The sequence below is a fragment of the Bifidobacterium eulemuris genome, from assembly GCF_014898155.1.
In the GTDB taxonomy this organism is placed as follows: domain Bacteria; phylum Actinomycetota; class Actinomycetes; order Actinomycetales; family Bifidobacteriaceae; genus Bifidobacterium; species Bifidobacterium eulemuris.
In genome coordinates this window covers 1,314,829-1,333,079 of record NZ_CP062938.1, presented here as the reverse complement: position 1 = coordinate 1,333,079, position 18,251 = coordinate 1,314,829, and the positions used below count along the sequence as shown (strand labels likewise).

The window sequence follows — 18,251 nt, the reverse complement described above, 5'->3', positions numbered from 1 at the left end:
GCGGGGTGTGGTCGGAGACGAAGCGTCGCAACGGCATGGCGAAAACAGGTACGGCAAGAAACGAAGGACTACGACGATGATACGGAACATAATCGGCGATGGCGTCAGAGCGCTGGTCGCGATCGTGCTGGCCCTGCTGGCTGCGCTGGCCACGCTGGGCGTGCTGGCCGCCATGGCGTGCGTGACGCCGGTCATGGCTCAGGAACCGGCCGCCGCGGAACCGTATGCGAGCGTCTCCGTCGAGAAACTGGCGGACGGCACCGGCCACGGCACGGCCGCGCAGACCTTCGTCAACTCGGCCAACGGATTCTCCCCCGGCGATGAGTCCGCCGACGACGGCGTGGTCGCCTCCGGGGACACCGTGACCTATCTGCTGCGTCTGCGGTTCACCGCGGCGGGCCGGCGGGACGTCCGCGTGGCCTGGGATCTGCCGGAGCGGTTGTCCGCCCAAGACATCGGCTGTTATGCGGGCCGTGTGGTCACCGCCACGGCCGACGGCGGATCGGCATGCCTGTACCATGTGCCGGCCGGAGCCGTCGAGTCCTTGGAACGCGTCGTCACTTTGACCGCAGGGGACACCGCGGGCGTGGCGGTCGGCGGCGTGCGTCCGTCGGTCACCTTCTCCCGGCCGGGCGGGCGCGTCTACACCGTGCGGGCCGAGGCGTTGACCATCGTCAGCGCGCCCCGCGCCGATCTGGTGGTCGACAACGGCGGCCTCGGCGACGAGGGCGACAAAGCGGAACGCGTCAGCGCATGGGCGGACTCCGGCCGGGTGAGCGGCTGGTTCGACCTGCGCATCCGCCATCTGACCTACCCGGGGCATACGACCACCCATGGCGCCAGCGGCGCAGGCGAATGGAACGCCACCGTCGACGTCTCCGCGTTCCCCGCCTCCACCGCATGGACGGTGGGCGGCGAGCCGGTCGAGGCATCGGGCGGTAGGCTGCGCATCGAACACGCGCAGGGCGAGAAGCGTCTCGAATGGTCGATTCCCGCCATCGATCCGACGATCCGAGGCATGGACGAAGGCGGCGTCATCAGTCTGGATATTCACGTCGCGCCCGACGAGGGCAGCTTCCAAGCGCAAGGCGGGACGGCCCTGGCCAACAACGGCGACGGCGGCCAGCCGGGGGACGGCATGGCGCGCGACGCCTCCACACGCGACGCGCGCACCGGAGCGATCGCCGGCTATCCGTACGCCAACAACGATCACAGCCGCGCGATCATCGAACGTCCCGCCAGTTGGCAAAGCGAAGGCGACCATATATTCGGCCGATACCATCCGCTGGCACCGGCGATACCCTCCGGAGCGACGCGATTCGATCGCGAAGGGCGCGAATTCGCCGCATCCGGCGCCACGCGCGCCATCGACGAGCATGGCGTGGCGCGCGATACGCAGGTGCTGCACCGTCTGATGCTCTGGCCCGGCAATATGCCCGATTGCGGTCGGGACTGCGACGTGCGGCTCGCCTACCAGTGGGACGCCGCGCAGGAACGCTACGACGGCGACCTGCGGGTGCTGCTCGACGGGCGGCCGTTGGACAGTCGTCTGTGGAGGGTGGAATGGAGCGCGGATGCGATGGCTGACGCGTCCGGCGGCGACGGCGTATGGCATACGGGAACCCCGGGCGTCACGGCCCGGGCCATACGCCTGCGGTTGCGCGACGACATCGGATACGGCGTCGCGTCGGATGGCGGCACGCTGGAGATGCGTTTCGTCAGCCGCGCCGTCGCCGATCCATCCCGCGGCAACGTGCGGGTGGAAGGCGAGACGCGGATGCGCATGGCCGGCCGCCTGACAACCAAGCCCCTCGCATCCAGCTATTGGGTGGTGGCGGCGGGCGACCCGGAAGCGACGCTGACGGCGGACGCGCGGGCTTCATCCAGTGACGGACTGGCCGCCGACCCGCTCGACCTGCGCCCGTCGGACGTCGTCACCTACACCATCGAGCCGCATATCGCCAATATCGCCGACTCGTCGACCACGCTCGACGCCACCGTGACGGCAGGCCTGCCCGAAGGTCTGAGCGCCGTGGAGAACCTGACGCCGCAATGGACGATGCGCCGCGACGGCCGCACGCTGACCTTCACCCTCGCCGGACACGCACCCACATATGACGCGGACGGTGCCGCCTCCCTGCCCGTCATCCGATGGAGCGCCACCGTCTCCAACCTCGCGCAGGGCACGCTCGCCTCGGCCTGCGGCATGCGGGCGCTCGCCGCCGGCACCGTCGCCATCTCGAACACCGCCACCACGCAGGTGGCCGTCACACAGGCGGATATGCATGCCGCGCGCGTGACCGCCCTCAACGAACGTGTGGAGGCGGGGGACGCGTTGCGCTGGCGTTTCGACATCGTCGACCGCGGCATTGCACGCGAGGGGACGGTCACCACGGTGCTGCGTCTGCCCTCCAATCAGGACTCCGCCATGACCGGCGCGGGCAACACCGGCCTCGATGGCACGTGGGAGGAATACACGCTCGGCTCATCGGCCTTCCACGGCCGTCTCGCCCTCGCCGAACCCGTGGAGCTGGACGGGGAGAACACCAGCGAAGGCACCGTGGCGACCTATGCGACCGACGAACGATACTCCGACGATCCCGACGACTACCAGTGGCGCGCCTGGGACACGCTCTCCCCAACCGAACGGGCGCGCGTCACCGCCATCCGCATCGTCTCGCCGTTCACCCGCACCTCCACGCGCATGGCCTGCGCGCAAGGAGAGATCACGCTATCCGCCGACGGCAACCAGACAGACGACCGCTACCATCTGTGGATCGGCCGCAGCCGTTTCAGCGCCGGCGCCACGGTCGCCACCATGCCCTGGCCCGCCCGCATCCTCGTATCCGACGCCTCGATCGCAGGCCGTCTGTGGTGGGACGAGAACGGCGACGGGCGGATAGGCGCGGCGGAATCCGGCATCGCCTCCGTCAGCGTCGGCCTATGGCGGACGGACGAGCAAGGAGCGGCCGTCGGCACCGCGCTCGCCACCACCCGCACCGCGGCCGACGGCAGCTATCGTTTCGACCGGCTGCGGCACGGCGACTACCTCGTGCGCGTCACCCGCGACGGCGAACACGGCGTGCCCCGCCAGCGCGACGATTACTACGGGCGGACGCATACGGTGCGCAACACCGCCACATGGAACGCGCGCGTCGGCACGCGGGCCACGGACTCCAGCGACCGCATCGCGCTGGACGTCGGCGAGACGCTGGCGGATGTGAACTTCGGATACGACGCGCCGGACCCGAAAATCACCGTCGACAAAACCCAGACCAGACTCGAATGCCCCGACGATACGGCCAAGGCATGCACGGTCGCCTGGGATGTGGTCGTCGACAATGCGGGAGACCTCACCATCGACGCCGAGGGCATGCTGACGGACCGCACCAGCGGCGACGTCACCGCGCTCGCCGCCACGGCCGGCACCCTCGCCCACACGCCCGACAGCGAGGTCACGTTCGCCTCCGTGCATTCCGGCGGCACCTTCGCCTACGCCATCGACGTTCAAGGACGATTGTGGAGCTGGGGGCGCAACGACTACGGACAATTGGGGCTCGGCGACACCACGGACCGCCACGTGCCCACCAGGGTGCCCACCGACCGCACCTTCACGGCGGTCGAAACGGCCACCAACGGCATGCTCGCCCTCGACTCGCAAGGCCACCTGTGGGCGGCGGGGCAGAACCAGCGCAATGTGTTGGGCGACACCGGCAGCGCCGCCAACTACGCCTGGAACGACAAAACCGGCTTCTCCACCCTGCATGCGGTGATGCCGGAGCGCACATGGGCGAGCATCAGCGTGTCCAGCGAACTGACCCTCGCCATCGACCCGCAAGGCAGACTGTGGAGTTGGGGCGTGCTCAGCGACGGCCTCGGCGTGGGACGGCCCGCCACCTCATCCCTGGCGTCCGCATGGGTCGAACCCACCCGTCTGGACTTGGAACAAACCTTCTCCGTGGTGCAGGCCGGCACCGGCGCGGCGTTCGCCATCGACACCCAAGGGCATCTGTGGAGCTGGGGAGACAACTGCCGGTTCTCATCGCAAGGCAGCTGTCTCGCATTGGGCGACGGCACCACCGGCGGACGCACCTCTCCCGCCAAGGTGATGACCAACCGCACATGGCGCGACGTCGTCACCTCCGGCAACCTCACCAACTGCACCGTGCTCGCCCTGGACGCCTCCGGCAAACTCTGGGTATGGGGGCGCAACGCATCCCAACGAACGCAATGGACCCTCGGCATCGACGCCCAATCCGAGGCCACACCCACCGCGCTTATGCCGACGCGGACATGGACCTCCATCGCCGGAGGCATAGTGAAGGCCGCGATCGACACGCAAGGGCATGTCTGGATGTGGGGACCGAACACCTCCGGCGTCTTCGGCGACGGCACCGCCACCGCAAGCGTCACACCCCGACTGGTGCGCGACGATCACACGCATATCGCGATGGCGAATGGCGCGGCCACCTTCGCGTTGGACGCGGACGGCCGTATCCGAAGCACCGGTTCCGGCAAACGCGGGGCCCTCGGTCTCGGGCCGAGCGTCGCCACCGTGGCCGTGCCCACGCTGATCGACATGCGCGAAGCCGGCGATCTTTCGGATGGCACCGCCGTGCCGGTCACGCCAGTCAGCGTGAGCCGGACGGGAGACCTTGTCGAACGCTCCTACCGCATCCCGGCCGCCATCGCGCCCGGCGCGCGGGTGGTGTTCCACTTCAGCGGCACGGTGATGCGATCCGACCAACGCCGGCCCATCGTCAACCAGGCGTGGTTCGACTCCCCGAACACGCCGTATGCGGGCGTTCCCCACGCGCGTGCGGCCGGCGTCGGCAAACCCGCGGCCCCCGATGCCGCGCGTCTGCACACCGCCACCCACGACATCGTCGGCAACGCTACCTGCCGCAGCGGTGGCGACTACGCGTCGGCCGAACTCGAACATTCCTTCGCCGCGGGCAACGAGGACTCCTGCGACCAAGTGGGCGCGATGATCCCCGCCGACTCCGACGCGCCCGTGCTGGGGTCGATCGGCGGCCTCGCCTGGCTGGACGGCAACGCGAACGGATTGCGCGACGCCGGCGAACGCCTGATCGACGGGTCGGTGACCGTGGCCCTGTGGTCGGTGGACGATTCCGGCGGCGAAACCAAAATCGACGAAACCGTCACCGACGAGAACGGACGATACGTTTTCGACAGGCTCGCCATGGGCGCTTACCGTATCTGGTTCGCCTTGGGCGACGCGCGACATGGCTTCACCCTCCCCGGGCAAGGCAATGGCGTCAATGATTCCGACGCCAGCGACCGTGCCATCGACTACGGCAGCGCCGGTGTGCTGACGCTCAGCTCCGTCGCTCCCTCCCACGGCCACGTCGATGCCGGCGTGGTCGTCACCAGCCCGACCATCGGCCTGCTGCCCTTCGCGGGCGGCCACGCCGCGGCCGTGCCTCTTCTGTTCCTCGCGCTGATCGGCGGTCTTGCCGTCGTCGGCGCGAGGCGCACCCCAACCACCATCATCGGAAAGGACACCATCATGACCCGCACCTCCACCATCGCCTCCCTTGCCGCGGCGGCGGCCATCGCGCTGCTCGCCGTCGCGGGCGTCGCTCCCGGCGCGCTCGCCGCCGACTCCGCCGTGAATCTCTCCGTCAAGGAGAGCATCGCCATCAGCTCCGCCGACTCCCTTGACGGGCATCGGCTCACCGCCGCGAATCTGGCCGAATACATTGCCGCCCAAACCGACGGCAGCGTGCTTACCGGCGTGGATATGAGCACCAACGGCAAGCTCATGCAGGCCATCGCATCCGCGTTGGATCAGATCGATACCGACGCCGCCAAGGACGGCGTGCAGAAACCCTCCTATGATGCGAAGAATCCCATGAAATGGGTGTCGACGAATCTGCGTGAGAACGCTTCTCCGCAATGGTCCGGCCAGCTGCGTGAATTGGCCGGTCTGCTCGCGCGGGACGCCACGGTCTCGTCGTCGGCGACGATCAATGCGACGGTGAACGACGTCACGGCCACATTCTCGGGGCTCACGCCCGGGGTGTATCTCATCCTCGACTCCACCGCCGCGGGCACGCCGGCGTCGCTGCCGATGATCGTGAGCACCAAGGCCGGAGGGAAAAGCTTCGCGACAATGGCGTTGGGTGTGGCGCAGATCAAGCTCTCCTCGGTCGCGCCTCCGGTGAAGGCAATCGTCGAATCCGATGGAGGGGCCTCCAAAACCGTCGACGCGACGCACGCCGCCATCGGCGAATCCATCACCTACCGTATCACCCAGCAGGTGCCGAACTGGACCGGCTACGACGGCTACCGACTGCATGTGGTGGACACCTTGGGCGAAGGGCTGACCTATGGCGAGTTGATCGGCATCGAAGTGAACGGCAAGGCGTTGCAGTCGGAACAGTTCACGGAAACGGTTTCGGAGCGTACCGTCACCTGGACGATGGGCGGCGCGGGCGACGACATCCTCGCCACCGAAGCGTTGCGCACGCTGTTCGCGCCGGGGGTGAACATCCGGATCGACTACCGCGCGAGCATCAACACGCAGGGCGTGATCGCGGGAGCGGGCAATCCGAACACCGTCAGACTCGACCACACCGCCGACCAGCGAAACAAGGGCGTGATGCGCCAGGTGCCGGGCAATACCGTCACGGCATACACCGGATCGTTCAGTCTGAACAAAATCGACGGGCAGGGTGCCGCCATCGACGCCGCATTGGGCGCCCGCTTCCACATATATAAGGTGGAGGGCGGCCTGCGATCCGGGGACGCGCTCAGGTTCTCGAACACCGGTACGGGCACGTACACACTGGCGGACAACCAGCAGGGTGCCGGACTGGTCGGCGACATTCCCGCCGGCAAGGCCGTATTGAACGGCATGGACGGGGAATACGAGATCGTCGAAGTCTCGACGCCGCAGGGATACCTGTCCGTGTTCAAGCCGACGTTCCGTGTGTCGGTGGCCACCGACGCGAAAGGCACCACGCTGAGCATGACCAAGCAGGACGGTGACGGTCTCGCCTCCATCGACACCGTGAACGCGCGGCAGGTCAATATCGTGAACCTCACCTCGATGACCCAACTGCCGATGACGGGCAGCACCATGCGCACCATTATGTCGGTTGTCGCGGTTTCGCTGATCGCGGGCGGCGGGGCTCTGGCGCTGCGCGCGTCACGTAGGATCGGCGGCCGGTGATGGACGGGCGGTCCGCATGGAACGGTCTCTTCGCAGGCGAAGTCGCTGGCCGCGACGCGACTGACGGTGGCCATGCGGCCGACTTGGTGTTCCGTAGACGTCTGCGCGCGCGTATGTCGCGCGCGTGGGCGGCGCGGCTTCTGGGTGTGACGGCTGTGCTGATAGGACTGTTGGCGGTCGCCGTCCCGCTGATGTGGCGGGCCGAAGAGGACGCGCGTCTGCAGTCGGTGGCGCAGACGACGGACGCGGATATCGATATGCGCGGCGACGCCTTGGTGCGCGAGCAGATCATACTGGCGCAAGCGTACAACCGATCGGTGGAGACCTTCGGCACGGTGATGCGCGCCGAAGCGGTCGATCCCATGGGTGGCGACGATAGCGCGCGCAGCGTCTCGGACCGCACCTACCGAAACGCGCTTGATATGGACGGCACCGGGTATATCGGGTCGATCGCCATCGAGGCGATCGGCGTGCGGCTGCCCATCTATCACGGCACGGGCGCGGCCACCCTGCTGCGTGGCGCCGGCCACCTGTACGGCTCCAGTCTGCCGGTCGAATCCGCATGCGTCGCGGATGGCATGGAGGGCGTGGACGGCGCGGAAAACGCGGCGGGCGTGGATGGCGCGATGGGTGTGGGCGGCGCGGCGGATGCGGAAGGCATGGCGGGCGCGAATGACGTGGGCGGCGTGGGTGACGTGGATGTCGTGACGGACGCGGATGGCGCGTGCGTGGGCAGTCATGTGGTGCTCAGCGCGCACACCGGTTTGGCCGACGCGACGATGTTCTCCCGTCTGGACACGCTGACCTTTGGGCAGGAATTCTCCCTGCATGTGGCGGGCACGACCATGCGCTACCGCATCGACGGCATCGCGGTGGTCGAGCCGAACCGCACCGATCTGTTCGGATTGGAATCCGGCGAAGACCGCGTCAGTCTGCTCACCTGCGTGGGATTGGGCAATACGAAACGCCTGGTGGTTTCCGGCGTGCGCGCGCCGCCGTCCGACGCCGACGAAACATCGAGCGGCGAGAGCGTTTCGGCGTCGGGCGAGGTGCCGCGTCTCGGCGGCATCGTCTTCATGGCGCTCGGCGGCGTATCCTGGCTGGCGCTCTGCGGCGCGATGGTCGCCGTCAGTCTCGAGGAGCACCGGCTGCTCCGCGCGCTCTCCGCCCGTCATACGCGTATCCGTCCACCGTGTCCGGAGAGGGCGTGACGGCAGGCGGCGAAAGTCGCGTTGTCCAGATTTTGTCCGGAATGCGCTGCCCGGCACAATCGGAGAAAACGAAAAAAGCTAGGAATCGTTGTGATTCCTAGCTTTCGTTGGTAGCGGGGCACGGATTTGAACCATGGACCTCTGGGTTATGAGCCCAGCGAGCTACCGAGCTGCTCCACCCCGCGTCGGCTTGCCATCAGGCAGCTCTATCTACAATACTCAGCTTTTCCGATCCGTCAATCCGGCGTGTCGCATTCGCGCGCCGCCGTCGCGCGGCGGAATCGCGAATATCCCACGCCTTGCCATAATGGGAGGCATGCCTATCAAAATCCCCAGTGGTCTGCCGGCCCGAGACATCCTCGATTCGGAGCGCATCTTCGCGCTTGAGAAGCCCGAGGCGGAGCGTCAGCGCGTCCGCCCGCTCAAGTTGGTGATTTTGAATCTCATGCCCAAGAAGATCGAAACCGAGACGCAGCTGCTGCGTCTGATCTCCAAATCGCCGCTGCAGGTCGAGATCGACTTCATGAAAACCTCCACGCATGAGGGCACGCATGTCTCCGCCGACCATCTCGTCACCTTCTACGAGACGTTGGATCGGTTCCAGAATAACTACTACGACGGTTTCGTGGTCACCGGAGCGCCGGTGGAGCATCTCGCCTTCGAAGAGGTGGACTACTGGCGCGAATTCGAGACGATTCTCGATTGGGCGTCGACCCATGTGTTCTCCACCATGTATCTGTGCTGGGGCGCGATGGGCGCGCTGCATTACCGCTATCACGTGGGCAAGGTCGATCTGCCGCAGAAACTGTTCGGCGTGTTCCCGCAGTATCTGCAGGACGAGTACTGCTTCCTGACCAACGGCTTCGACGAGATCGCGCTGCAGCCGCATTCGCGTCTCGCCGGCGTGAACGAGGACGACATCGCCGCCCATCCCGACCTGCAGGTGCTCACCTGGGGGCCGGAATCCGGCCCGGGACTCGTCGCCGCGCGCGACTTCTCCGAGGTGTTCGCGTTGGGGCATTGGGAATACGGCAAAAGCACGCTCGCCGAGGAATACGAGCGCGATATGGCCAAAGGCATGACCAACGTGCCCTTCCCCAAAAACTACTTCCCGCACGACGATCCCTCGCTGGAACCGCTGTTCTCGTGGCGCGCGCACGGCAATCTGCTGTGGCGCAACTGGCTGAACTGGGTCTACCAGACCACGCCGTACGATCTGACCGAAGTGCCGGGCCTGCGCGCCGAAAAGCGTTTGGGCACCGACCGTTCCATCCGCCATGAGCCGGGAAGTCCCAGAAAGGACGGCTTCACGCCCTTCCTGCGCGACGGCTACGGCGTGGTCGCGGATTCGCGGGCATAGCCGGCCCTCCCCGCCTCACGTTATCTCCCGTATCCTCCCATGCCCACATATCCGTATGGCATATGGGATGCGATGGGACGCGCCGAGCGGTCCGCATCGCAAGCGAGACGGGTTCCACATATCGAGACATGGAAAGGACAAGCGGGCATAGGCCATGCGCGAACCCGGGACGCGGCTTGTGCCGCGCCGGATTAATCCGTATTCTATGGTTTGTGCGGTCCGTCCCTCATCGGTGAGCGACGCGTGCCGGACGCAAACCATACACAACGAAGCGTATGTGACCAATAACGAAGAATGGCGACGAATGGCGTGAACCCGAGGCGAAACGCCGTGCGGGCCGCTTGGCAGTAAGGAGGCGGGCGATGGTGCGAACGATGTCGAGAGACGGGACAACAATAACACCGCAGTCATTCGCCGGTGGGACGCAAGTGGGGACTTCGGCCCTCGCCGAGTGGCACCGGAACATGGGCTCACCGAAGTGGATGGTTTGTAACCAAAGGGTCACATACGCGTCATGAAGTGGGCTAAACTGACATCGGTTGTGAAGTAGGAGGCGTGAGCATGATCGAAACCTTGGGGTCCGGGGTCACTCTGGCCGCGGAGGAGATGGAGCTTCCCGGCATCGGCGATTTCCTGCTGCCGGAGATTCTGTTCGAGGGCACACCGTTCGCCATGGACCGCATCATCATGGTGCGCGTCATCGCCACCGTGCTGCTGCTGGTGGTGCTCGGCATCACCGCGTCGCGGGTCAAGCTCATCCCCGGCCGCTGGCAGGCCGCCGTCGAGTGGGTGCTGGACTTCGTGCGCTACAACATCGTCTACCAGGTGATGGGCGAGGAACGTGGCAAGCGCTATGTGCCGATGATCACCGCCATGTTCCTCTCGATTCTCGTGTTCAACCTGTGCGGCATCATCCCCGGCGCGAATATCGCCGCCACCGCCACCATCACCATGCCGCTGGTGTTCGCCGGCTGGTGCTTCGTGCAGTACTGGATCGCCGCCGCCCGTGAGAAGGGCCTGCTGCACTTCCTGCGCGACGAGATGTTCCCCAAGGGCGTTCCCGCGCCGATCTACGTGCTGCTCGCCCCGATCCAGCTGCTCGAGCTGCTGATCATCCGTCCGTTCTCTCTGACCATCCGACTGTTCGCGAACATGGTTTCCGGCCACATCATCGTGGCGCTGTGTCTCGCGGCGACCCAGTGGTTCCTGATTGAATCGCCCGACAAGGCGCTCGCCTTCCTCGGCGTCGGCACCTTCGCGGCGGGCTTCGCGATGACCCTCTTCGAGATGCTGGTCGCCGCCCTGCAGGCCTTCATCTTCTCGATGCTGACCACCGCCTACATCAATATGAGCTTCCCCGAAGACGAGTAACGCCTCGCGGGACCGACAACACCCATCAAGATTTCCTTCGTAACAGAAGAAAAACCAGAAAGGACAAACCATGGATATCATCACCCTCGCGGAGGTCGCTGGTAACATCAACGTCATCGGCTACGGTCTGGCCACTCTTGGCCCCGGCATCGGCCTTGGCATCCTCATCGGCAAGACCATCGAGAGCACCGCCCGTCAGCCCGAGGTCGGCGGCCGTCTGCAGACGCTGATGTTCCTCGGCCTCGCCTTCGTCGAGGTGCTGGCCCTGCTCGGTCTGGTCGCTGGCTTCATCTTCCAGTGAGACTTCCGCCGCGTGCGTGAATCCCCACACGCTGTGGGCGGCATGCGGCGCACTCAGGGAAGATTCCAAGCCAACGAAAGGAGAACGACATGACTATTGCGGAAGAGAGCGGCATCGCGCTGTTCATCCCCAAGGTCTACGACATCGTGTGGTCGCTGATCATTCTGGTGATCATCGCGGTGTTCTTCTACAAGTTCTTCATGCCGAAGTTCCAGGCCGTGTTCGATGAGCGCGCCGAGAAGATCCAAGGCGGCATCGAGAAGGCCGAACAGGCCCAGCTCGAAGCCAACGCCGCCAAGGAGCAGTACGAGAACAAGCTGAGCACCGCCCGCGTCGAAGCCTCGAAGATCCGCGACGACGCCCGCGCCGAAGCCTCGCACATCATCGCCGACGCCCGCGCCCGCGCCGAAACCGACGCGGCGCAGATCATGGCCAACGCCCAGCGCTCCATCGAATCGCAGCAGCAGCAGGCCCTGGTCTCGCTCAAAGGCGAGGTCGGCGTGCTGGCCACGGCTCTGGCCGGCAAGATCCTCGGTGCCAAGCTGGAGGACGAGGCCGTGCAGAGCTCGATGATCGACTCGATGATCGACGGCATGAGCAAGAAGTGACAGTGGCTCGCAAGTCAAACGCAAAGAAAGGGAGGTGAGACATGCGAGGAGAGGCATCACGTATCGCCGATCGCGAGTCGCGTGACTCGCTGGCCCCGCGTCTTCGCGACACCCGTGAAGAGGCGTGGCGCATTGGCAACGAGCTCTTCACCATCACGAACGTGCTGGACCATGACATCCATCTCGAACGCGCGCTCACCGATCCGTCCCGACCGGTCGCCGACAAGGAGGCCGTGCTCAGGACGATTCTGGGCGATCAGGCGCACGAGATGACGATGACGATCATGAACGATCTGGTCGCCCGCAAGTGGAGCCGCGTCTCCGACATCGCCAACGCGGTGGAGGATTTCGCCGTGGACGGCATGATGTACTACGCCGACGCCACCGACGCCACCCTGCAGGTGTCGATCGAGTTGGCGCAGCTGCATTCGGCGCTGCTCAACCTGCCCGTGGTGCGTTCCAAGCTCTATGACGCGAACGTGCCCGCCGAAGCGCGCATCAAGCTGCTGTTCTCCCTGATCGGCGATCAGGGATTCAGCAAGATCACGATGCGTCTGGCCGAGCATGCCACCTGCAATCTGCGCAACCGTCGCTATCTGGAGACGATCCAGTGGCTGATCAACAAGTTCTCGCGCCATATGGGCGAATCCATGGTCACCGTGACCACGGCCGTCGCCCTGAGCGAGGAGCAGATCCAGCGGCTGACCGACGTCTACTCCGAGAAAACCGGCCATCCGGTGCATATCAACTCGGTGGTGGATCCCACGGTGATCGGCGGCATGCGTGTCCAGGTGGGCGACGAGGTCACGGACAACACCGTGGTCGCGCAGCTGCAGCACCTGCACAGGGCCGTGGCGGCCTGACCGGCACTGAAGACTTATTTACGAAACAATCAATCAGAAGGAGTGATCATGGCAGAACTGACCATCGATCCCGCCTCGATACGCAAGGCGCTCGACGAGTTCGTCGAGTCGTACAAGCCGAGCGACACCCCCACCCAGGAGGTGGGCTATGTCGCCACGGCCGGCGACGGCATTGCGCACGTGACGGGTCTGCCTGGTTGCATGGCCAACGAGCTGCTGACCTTCGAGGACGGCACGCTTGGTCTGGCGTTCAACCTGGACGCTCGTGAGATCGGCGTGGTTATCCTCGGCGATTACGCGGGCATCGAAGAGGGCCAGGAAGTGCGCCGCACCGGCGAAGTGCTTTCCGTGCCCGTCGGCGACGGCTATCTGGGCCGCGTCGTGGACCCGCTGGGCAACCCGATCGACGGATTGGGCGAGATCAAAAGCGAGGGACGCCGCATCCTCGAGGCCCAGGCCCCGGACGTGATGCACCGCCATCCGGTGGACGAGCCGCTGTCGACCGGCCTGAAGGCCATCGACGCGATGACCCCGATCGGCCGCGGACAGCGCCAGCTCATCATCGGCGACCGCCAGACCGGCAAAACCGCCATCGCGATCGACACCATTATCAACCAGAAGGCCAACTGGGAGTCCGGCGACCCGAAGAAGCAGGTGCGCTGCATCTACGTGGCGGTCGGCCAGAAGGGCTCCACCATCGCCTCGGTCAAGCAGAGCCTGATCGACTCCGGCGCCATGGAATACACCACGATCGTGGCTTCCCCGGCCTCCGATTCCGCCGGCTTCAAGTACATCGCCCCCTACACCGGTTCGGCCATCGGCCAGCACTGGATGTACAACGGCAAGCACGTGCTCATCGTCTTCGACGATCTGTCGAAGCAGGCCGAGGCCTACCGTTCGATCTCGCTGCTGCTGCGCCGCCCGCCGGGGCGCGAGGCCTACCCGGGCGACGTGTTCTACCTGCACTCCCGTCTTCTCGAACGCTGCGCGAAGGTCTCCGACGATCTCGGCGGCGGTTCGATGACCGGTCTGCCGATCGTCGAGACCAAGGCGAACGACGTATCCGCGTACATTCCGACCAACGTGATCTCCATCACCGACGGCCAGATCTTCCTGCAGTCCGACCTGTTCAACGCGAACCAGCGTCCGGCCGTGGACGTGGGCATCTCCGTGTCCCGAGTCGGCGGCGCCGCGCAGACCAAGGCGCTTAAGAAGGTCTCCGGCACGCTGAAGATCTCGCTGGCGCAGTACCGCTCGCTGGAATCCTTCGCCATGTTCGCCTCCGATCTGGACGCGGCCTCGAAGGCCCAGCTGACCCGTGGCGCGCATCTGACCGAGCTGCTCAAGCAGCCGCAGTTCAGCCCGTACTCCATGGAGCAGGAAGTGGTTTCGGTGTGGACCGGCACGAACGGCAAGCTCGACGACCTTGATCTGGCCGACGTGCTGCCCTTCGAGCAGGGACTGCTCGACTATCTGGAGCACAACACCGACATCCTCAAGACCATCCGCGAAACCGAGGCCTTCACCGCGGAGACCGAAGCGGCGCTCGACAAGGCCGTGGACGCCTACCGCGAGACCTTCGTCTCCACCGCCGGCAAGCCGCTGGTGGACAAGAAGCCCGAGGTCAGGCAGGACACTCCGGTCGACCAGGAGACGATCGTGGCGGGGGAGAAGTAACCTATGGGCTCGCAACTCGCATTGAAATCCCGCATTGCCTCCACATCGTCGTTGGAGAAGATCTTCAACGCGCAGGAGATGATCGCGTCTTCGCATATCGCCCGCGCCCGCGACGTGGCGCTGAACGCGAAGCCGTACACCGATGCGATTTTCGATGCCGTGCAGGCTCTGGTGGCCCACACCCATGTGTCGCATCCGATCGTGAAGAAGGAGGAGGACAACCCCCGGGTCGCCGTCCTCGCCCTCACCTCGGATCGCGGCATGGCCGGCCCGTACACCTCCTCGATCATCCGTGAGACGGAATCGCTGCTTGCCCGCCTTGACGAGCAGGGCAAGCAGCCGGAGCTGTACGTGTACGGTCGCCGCGGATCGACGTACTACAAGTACCGCAACCGCGCGATCGCCGACACGTGGGAGGGCAACACCGACCAGCCCGGCGTGGAAATCGCCGAGACGATCTCCAAAGCGCTGATGGAAGCGTATATGAAGCCGGCGAGTCAGGGCGGAGTTTCCGAACTCTACATCGTCTACACCGAGTTCATCAATATGGTGGTGCAGAAGGTGCGCGTGCTGCGCATGCTGCCGGTGGAGCTGATCCGTCCCGACCAGCCGGACAACGGCCCCATGACCGAGGACGACGCCGAGAACGCCTCGCCGCTGTACGCCTTCGAGCCGAGCATCGACGAGGTGCTGGATGCGATTCTGCCGAAGTACATCCAGTCGCGCATCCACGAATGTCTGCTCACCGCGGCCGCATCCGAAACCGCGAGCCGGCAGAACGCCATGCATACGGCCACGGAGAACGCCCGCAATCTGATCGACGATCTGACCCGCAAGCTCAACGCCTCGCGTCAGGCCTCGATCACCCAGGAACTTACCGAAATCATCGGCAGCGCTGACGCGCTGAACACAAAGGAAGAGTAGGAACGCATATGGCTGAGAATCTCACCACTGCGCCTCAGGAGAACGAAGTCGCCATCGCCGGCCGCGTGACCCGCGTCCAGGGCTCGGTGATCGACGTCGAGTTCCCCGTGGGCCATCTGCCCGACATCTACAACGCTCTGACGGTGGAACTCGGCGATACCGGCGTTCGCGAGGAGGGCGAGGCGCCCACGCGCATCACCCTTGAGGTCGAGCAGCACCTCGGCGACTCCACCGTGCGCGCCGTCGCCCTGAAGCCCACCGACGGTCTGGTGCGCGGCGCGGTCGTCACCGACACCGGCGGCCCGATCCAGGTGCCGGTCGGCGACGTGACCAAGGGCCACGTGTTCGACGTGGCGGGCAACATCCTCAACAAGAAGGACGGCGAAACCGTCACCGTCACCGAGCGTTGGTCCATCCACCGCAACCCGCCGGCCTTCGACCAGCTGGAATCCAAAACCCAGATGTTCGAAACCGGCATCAAGGTGATCGATTTGTTGACCCCGTACGTGCAGGGCGGCAAGATCGGCCTGTTCGGCGGCGCGGGCGTCGGCAAAACCGTGCTGATCCAGGAGATGATCCAGCGCGTGGCCCAGAACCACGGCGGCGTCTCCGTGTTCGCCGGCGTGGGCGAGCGCACCCGTGAGGGCAACGATCTGATCGGCGAGATGGAGGAGGCCGGCGTTCTGGAGAAGACCGCCTTGGTCTTCGGCCAGATGGACGAGCAGCCGGGCACCCGTCTGCGCGTGCCGCTGACCGCCCTGACCATGGCCGAGTACTTCCGCGACGTGCAGAACCAGGACGTGCTGTTGTTCATCGACAACATCTTCCGCTTCACGCAGGCCGGTTCCGAGGTCTCCACGCTGCTGGGCCGCATGCCCTCCGCCGTGGGCTACCAGCCGACCCTGGCCGACGAGATGGGCGCCCTGCAGGAGCGCATCACCTCGACCCGCGGCCACTCGATCACCTCGCTGCAGGCCATCTACGTGCCCGCCGACGATTACACCGATCCGGCCCCGGCCACGACCTTCGCCCACCTCGACGCCACCACCGAGCTGTCCCGCGACATCGCGTCCAAGGGCATCTACCCGGCCGTGGACCCGCTGAGCTCCACCTCGCGAATCCTTGATCCGCGCTACGTGGGCCAGGCGCACTACGACTGCGCGAACCGCGTCAAGGCGATTCTGCAGCGCAACAAGGAGCTGCAGGACATCATCGCCCTGATCGGCATCGACGAGCTGAGCGAGGAGGACAAGACCACCGTCGCCCGCGCCCGACGCATCGAGCAGTTCCTCGGCCAGAACTTCTACGTGGCCGAGAAGTTCACCGGCCGCCCGGGCTCCTACGTGCCGGCCGACGAGACCATCGAGGCCTTCACGCGCATCTGCGACGGCGTGTACGACGACGTTCCGGAGCAGGCGTTCTCCGGCATCGGCGGCATCGAGGATCTCGAGCGCAAGTGGCATGACATGCAGAAGGAACTGGGTGCGTGATGACGGGTTCGGATCAGAGCGCAGGCAAGACCACGATGCGGGTGAACATCGTCGCCGCCGACCATCCCGTGTGGTGCGGCGAGGCGGTGAGCGTGACCATTCCCGCCTCCGAAGGCGGCATGGGCATCCTGCCGAACCACGAGCCGATACTGACGCTGATCAAGCAGGGACGGGTCACCGTGGTCGAGCCCGATGACGACCTGCATATGTTCGACGTGAACGACGGATTCATCTCCTTCGACTCGAACAAACTCACCGTGGCCGTCGAGCGCGGACACGATGTGGTGTACACCACCACCGAGCAGCAGTAGCGCGCCTTCTCATCTCCCAAGCGGGGTCTCACTCCATACCGAGCGAGACCCCGCTTTTGCATTTCCCCGTCCATTCGTCATCCTGAGCGGAAGTGAGCGCGGCGAGGCGCAAGGATCTTTGACGCCTTTCTGTTGAACGGCAGGGGATGCGCTACAGTGGTTGGCCGTGCGAATACTTGTTGCTGACTGCCGTGCGGAATACACCGGACGATTGAACGCCTCGCTGCCTTTGGCGCGCCGCGTGCTGCTGATCAAGGCCGACAACAGCCTGTTGATCTTCTCGGAACTGGGCTCCTACAAGCCGCTTAACTGGATGAGCGCGCCCTGCACCCTGAAGGACATCACGCCGGACAATGCCGACGCGGATGTGGACACGCCCGCACCCGAGAAGGTGCTGCGCGTCTGCGCCGACAAATCCAGCGATGTGCTCGAGGTGACGCTGCAGCACATCTACTCCGACGAGACCTACGACTTGGGCGAGGATCCGGGGCTGATCAAGGACGGCGTCGAGGACCATCTGCAGCGCTATCTGGCCGAGCAGATCGAACGCATCGGCGAAGGCGCGCGACTGGTGCGCCGTGAATATCCCACCGCGATCGGCCCGGTCGACATCATGGCCATCGACGCGAACGGCGAGCATGTGGCCATCGAGATCAAACGCAACGGCGGCATCGACGGCGTGGAGCAGCTCACCCGCTACTGCGAGCTGCTCAACCGCGATCCGCTGCTGGCACCCGTGCGCGGCATCTTCGCCGCGCAGACCATCACCCCGCAGGCGCAGGTGCTGGCCAAAGACCGCGGCTTCACCTGCCTGCTGCTCGACTACGACGAGATGAAAGGCACCGAGGACGACTCCCTGCGCCTGTTCTGAGTTCAAGTTGAACGGACACGATTTATGACGAAGGCCCGGGCATCGGCGGTTCATCACCGCTCGATG

The 18,251-nt window shown here is 65.5% G+C and carries 12 protein-coding genes and 1 tRNA gene; 12 read left to right on the top strand and 1 reads right to left on the bottom strand.

The annotated features are described in order from the left end of the window. Nucleotides 1-76: 76 nt before the first annotated feature. The gene (locus tag BE0216_RS05975; protein ID WP_143249329.1) at nucleotides 77-7,198 is read left to right on the top strand and encodes an SdrD B-like domain-containing protein; all 7,122 of its coding nucleotides are present in this window, start codon (nucleotides 77-79) and stop codon (nucleotides 7,196-7,198) included. After that, nucleotides 7,198-8,409, top strand: a complete 1,212-nt coding sequence (locus BE0216_RS05970; RefSeq protein WP_094637408.1) for a sortase — start codon at nucleotides 7,198-7,200, stop codon at nucleotides 8,407-8,409. The genes BE0216_RS05975 and BE0216_RS05970 overlap by 1 nt, the downstream gene beginning before the upstream one ends. Nucleotides 8,410-8,517: 108 nt before the next feature. Here BE0216_RS05970 and BE0216_RS05965 read toward each other — a convergent pair. After that, a tRNA-Met gene (locus BE0216_RS05965) sits at nucleotides 8,518-8,594 on the bottom strand. A gap of 131 nt (nucleotides 8,595-8,725) precedes the next feature. On the opposite strand from BE0216_RS05965, the gene BE0216_RS05960 reads away from it, so the two are divergent. From BE0216_RS05960 to nucS, 10 genes are all read left to right on the top strand, one after another. Further along, nucleotides 8,726-9,769, top strand: a complete 1,044-nt coding sequence (locus tag BE0216_RS05960) for a homoserine O-succinyltransferase (RefSeq protein ID WP_094637407.1) — start codon at nucleotides 8,726-8,728, stop codon at nucleotides 9,767-9,769. Between the two features lie 561 nt (nucleotides 9,770-10,330). Continuing rightward, nucleotides 10,331-11,140 (top strand): F0F1 ATP synthase subunit A, encoded by an 810-nt coding sequence (gene atpB, locus BE0216_RS05955; RefSeq protein WP_094637406.1) that lies wholly within the window; start codon nucleotides 10,331-10,333, stop codon nucleotides 11,138-11,140. Nucleotides 11,141-11,210: 70 nt separating this feature from the next. Further along, complete coding sequence (gene atpE / locus BE0216_RS05950; protein ID WP_072724687.1) at nucleotides 11,211-11,441, top strand: ATP synthase F0 subunit C; 231 nt, start codon at nucleotides 11,211-11,213, stop codon at nucleotides 11,439-11,441. Nucleotides 11,442-11,530: 89 nt separating this feature from the next. Continuing rightward, nucleotides 11,531-12,049 carry a F0F1 ATP synthase subunit B gene (locus tag BE0216_RS05945; RefSeq protein ID WP_094637405.1) on the top strand — a complete coding sequence of 173 codons (519 nt, stop codon included), beginning with the start codon at nucleotides 11,531-11,533 and terminating at the stop codon, nucleotides 12,047-12,049. A gap of 41 nt (nucleotides 12,050-12,090) precedes the next feature. Continuing rightward, nucleotides 12,091-12,912 carry a F0F1 ATP synthase subunit delta gene (locus BE0216_RS05940; protein ID WP_094637404.1) on the top strand — a complete coding sequence of 274 codons (822 nt, stop codon included), beginning with the start codon at nucleotides 12,091-12,093 and terminating at the stop codon, nucleotides 12,910-12,912. A 48-nt stretch (nucleotides 12,913-12,960) separates the two neighbouring features. Further along, nucleotides 12,961-14,589, top strand: coding sequence for a F0F1 ATP synthase subunit alpha (gene atpA, locus BE0216_RS05935; RefSeq protein WP_094637403.1), 1,629 nt, complete (start codon nucleotides 12,961-12,963; stop codon nucleotides 14,587-14,589). Between the two features lie 3 nt (nucleotides 14,590-14,592). After that, on the top strand, nucleotides 14,593-15,513 hold the full coding sequence (locus BE0216_RS05930) for a F0F1 ATP synthase subunit gamma (RefSeq protein WP_072724692.1): 921 nt from the start codon (nucleotides 14,593-14,595) through the stop codon (nucleotides 15,511-15,513). Between the two features lie 8 nt (nucleotides 15,514-15,521). Beyond that, on the top strand, nucleotides 15,522-17,003 hold the full coding sequence (gene atpD, locus BE0216_RS05925) for a F0F1 ATP synthase subunit beta (RefSeq protein ID WP_094637402.1): 1,482 nt from the start codon (nucleotides 15,522-15,524) through the stop codon (nucleotides 17,001-17,003). After that, nucleotides 17,003-17,314 carry a F0F1 ATP synthase subunit epsilon gene (locus tag BE0216_RS05920; RefSeq protein ID WP_072724695.1) on the top strand — a complete coding sequence of 104 codons (312 nt, stop codon included), beginning with the start codon at nucleotides 17,003-17,005 and terminating at the stop codon, nucleotides 17,312-17,314. The genes atpD and BE0216_RS05920 overlap by 1 nt, the downstream gene beginning before the upstream one ends. A gap of 166 nt (nucleotides 17,315-17,480) precedes the next feature. Then, complete coding sequence (gene nucS, locus BE0216_RS05915; RefSeq protein ID WP_094637434.1) at nucleotides 17,481-18,185, top strand: endonuclease NucS; 705 nt, start codon at nucleotides 17,481-17,483, stop codon at nucleotides 18,183-18,185. Nucleotides 18,186-18,251: the final 66 nt, after the last annotated feature.

Coding starts and splice junctions, on each gene's coding strand:
- atpE (WP_072724687.1), top strand. CDS start 11,211: ATGGATATCATCACCCTCGCGGAGGTCGCTGGTAACATCAACGTCATC.
- BE0216_RS05945 (WP_094637405.1), top strand. CDS start 11,531: ATGACTATTGCGGAAGAGAGCGGCATCGCGCTGTTCATCCCCAAGGTC.
- atpB (WP_094637406.1), top strand. CDS start 10,331: ATGATCGAAACCTTGGGGTCCGGGGTCACTCTGGCCGCGGAGGAGATG.
- BE0216_RS05975 (WP_143249329.1), top strand. CDS start 77: ATGATACGGAACATAATCGGCGATGGCGTCAGAGCGCTGGTCGCGATC.
- BE0216_RS05920 (WP_072724695.1), top strand. CDS start 17,003: ATGACGGGTTCGGATCAGAGCGCAGGCAAGACCACGATGCGGGTGAAC.
- BE0216_RS05970 (WP_094637408.1), top strand. CDS start 7,198: ATGGACGGGCGGTCCGCATGGAACGGTCTCTTCGCAGGCGAAGTCGCT.
- atpD (WP_094637402.1), top strand. CDS start 15,522: ATGGCTGAGAATCTCACCACTGCGCCTCAGGAGAACGAAGTCGCCATC.
- BE0216_RS05930 (WP_072724692.1), top strand. CDS start 14,593: ATGGGCTCGCAACTCGCATTGAAATCCCGCATTGCCTCCACATCGTCG.
- atpA (WP_094637403.1), top strand. CDS start 12,961: ATGGCAGAACTGACCATCGATCCCGCCTCGATACGCAAGGCGCTCGAC.
- BE0216_RS05960 (WP_094637407.1), top strand. CDS start 8,726: ATGCCTATCAAAATCCCCAGTGGTCTGCCGGCCCGAGACATCCTCGAT.
- BE0216_RS05940 (WP_094637404.1), top strand. CDS start 12,091: ATGCGAGGAGAGGCATCACGTATCGCCGATCGCGAGTCGCGTGACTCG.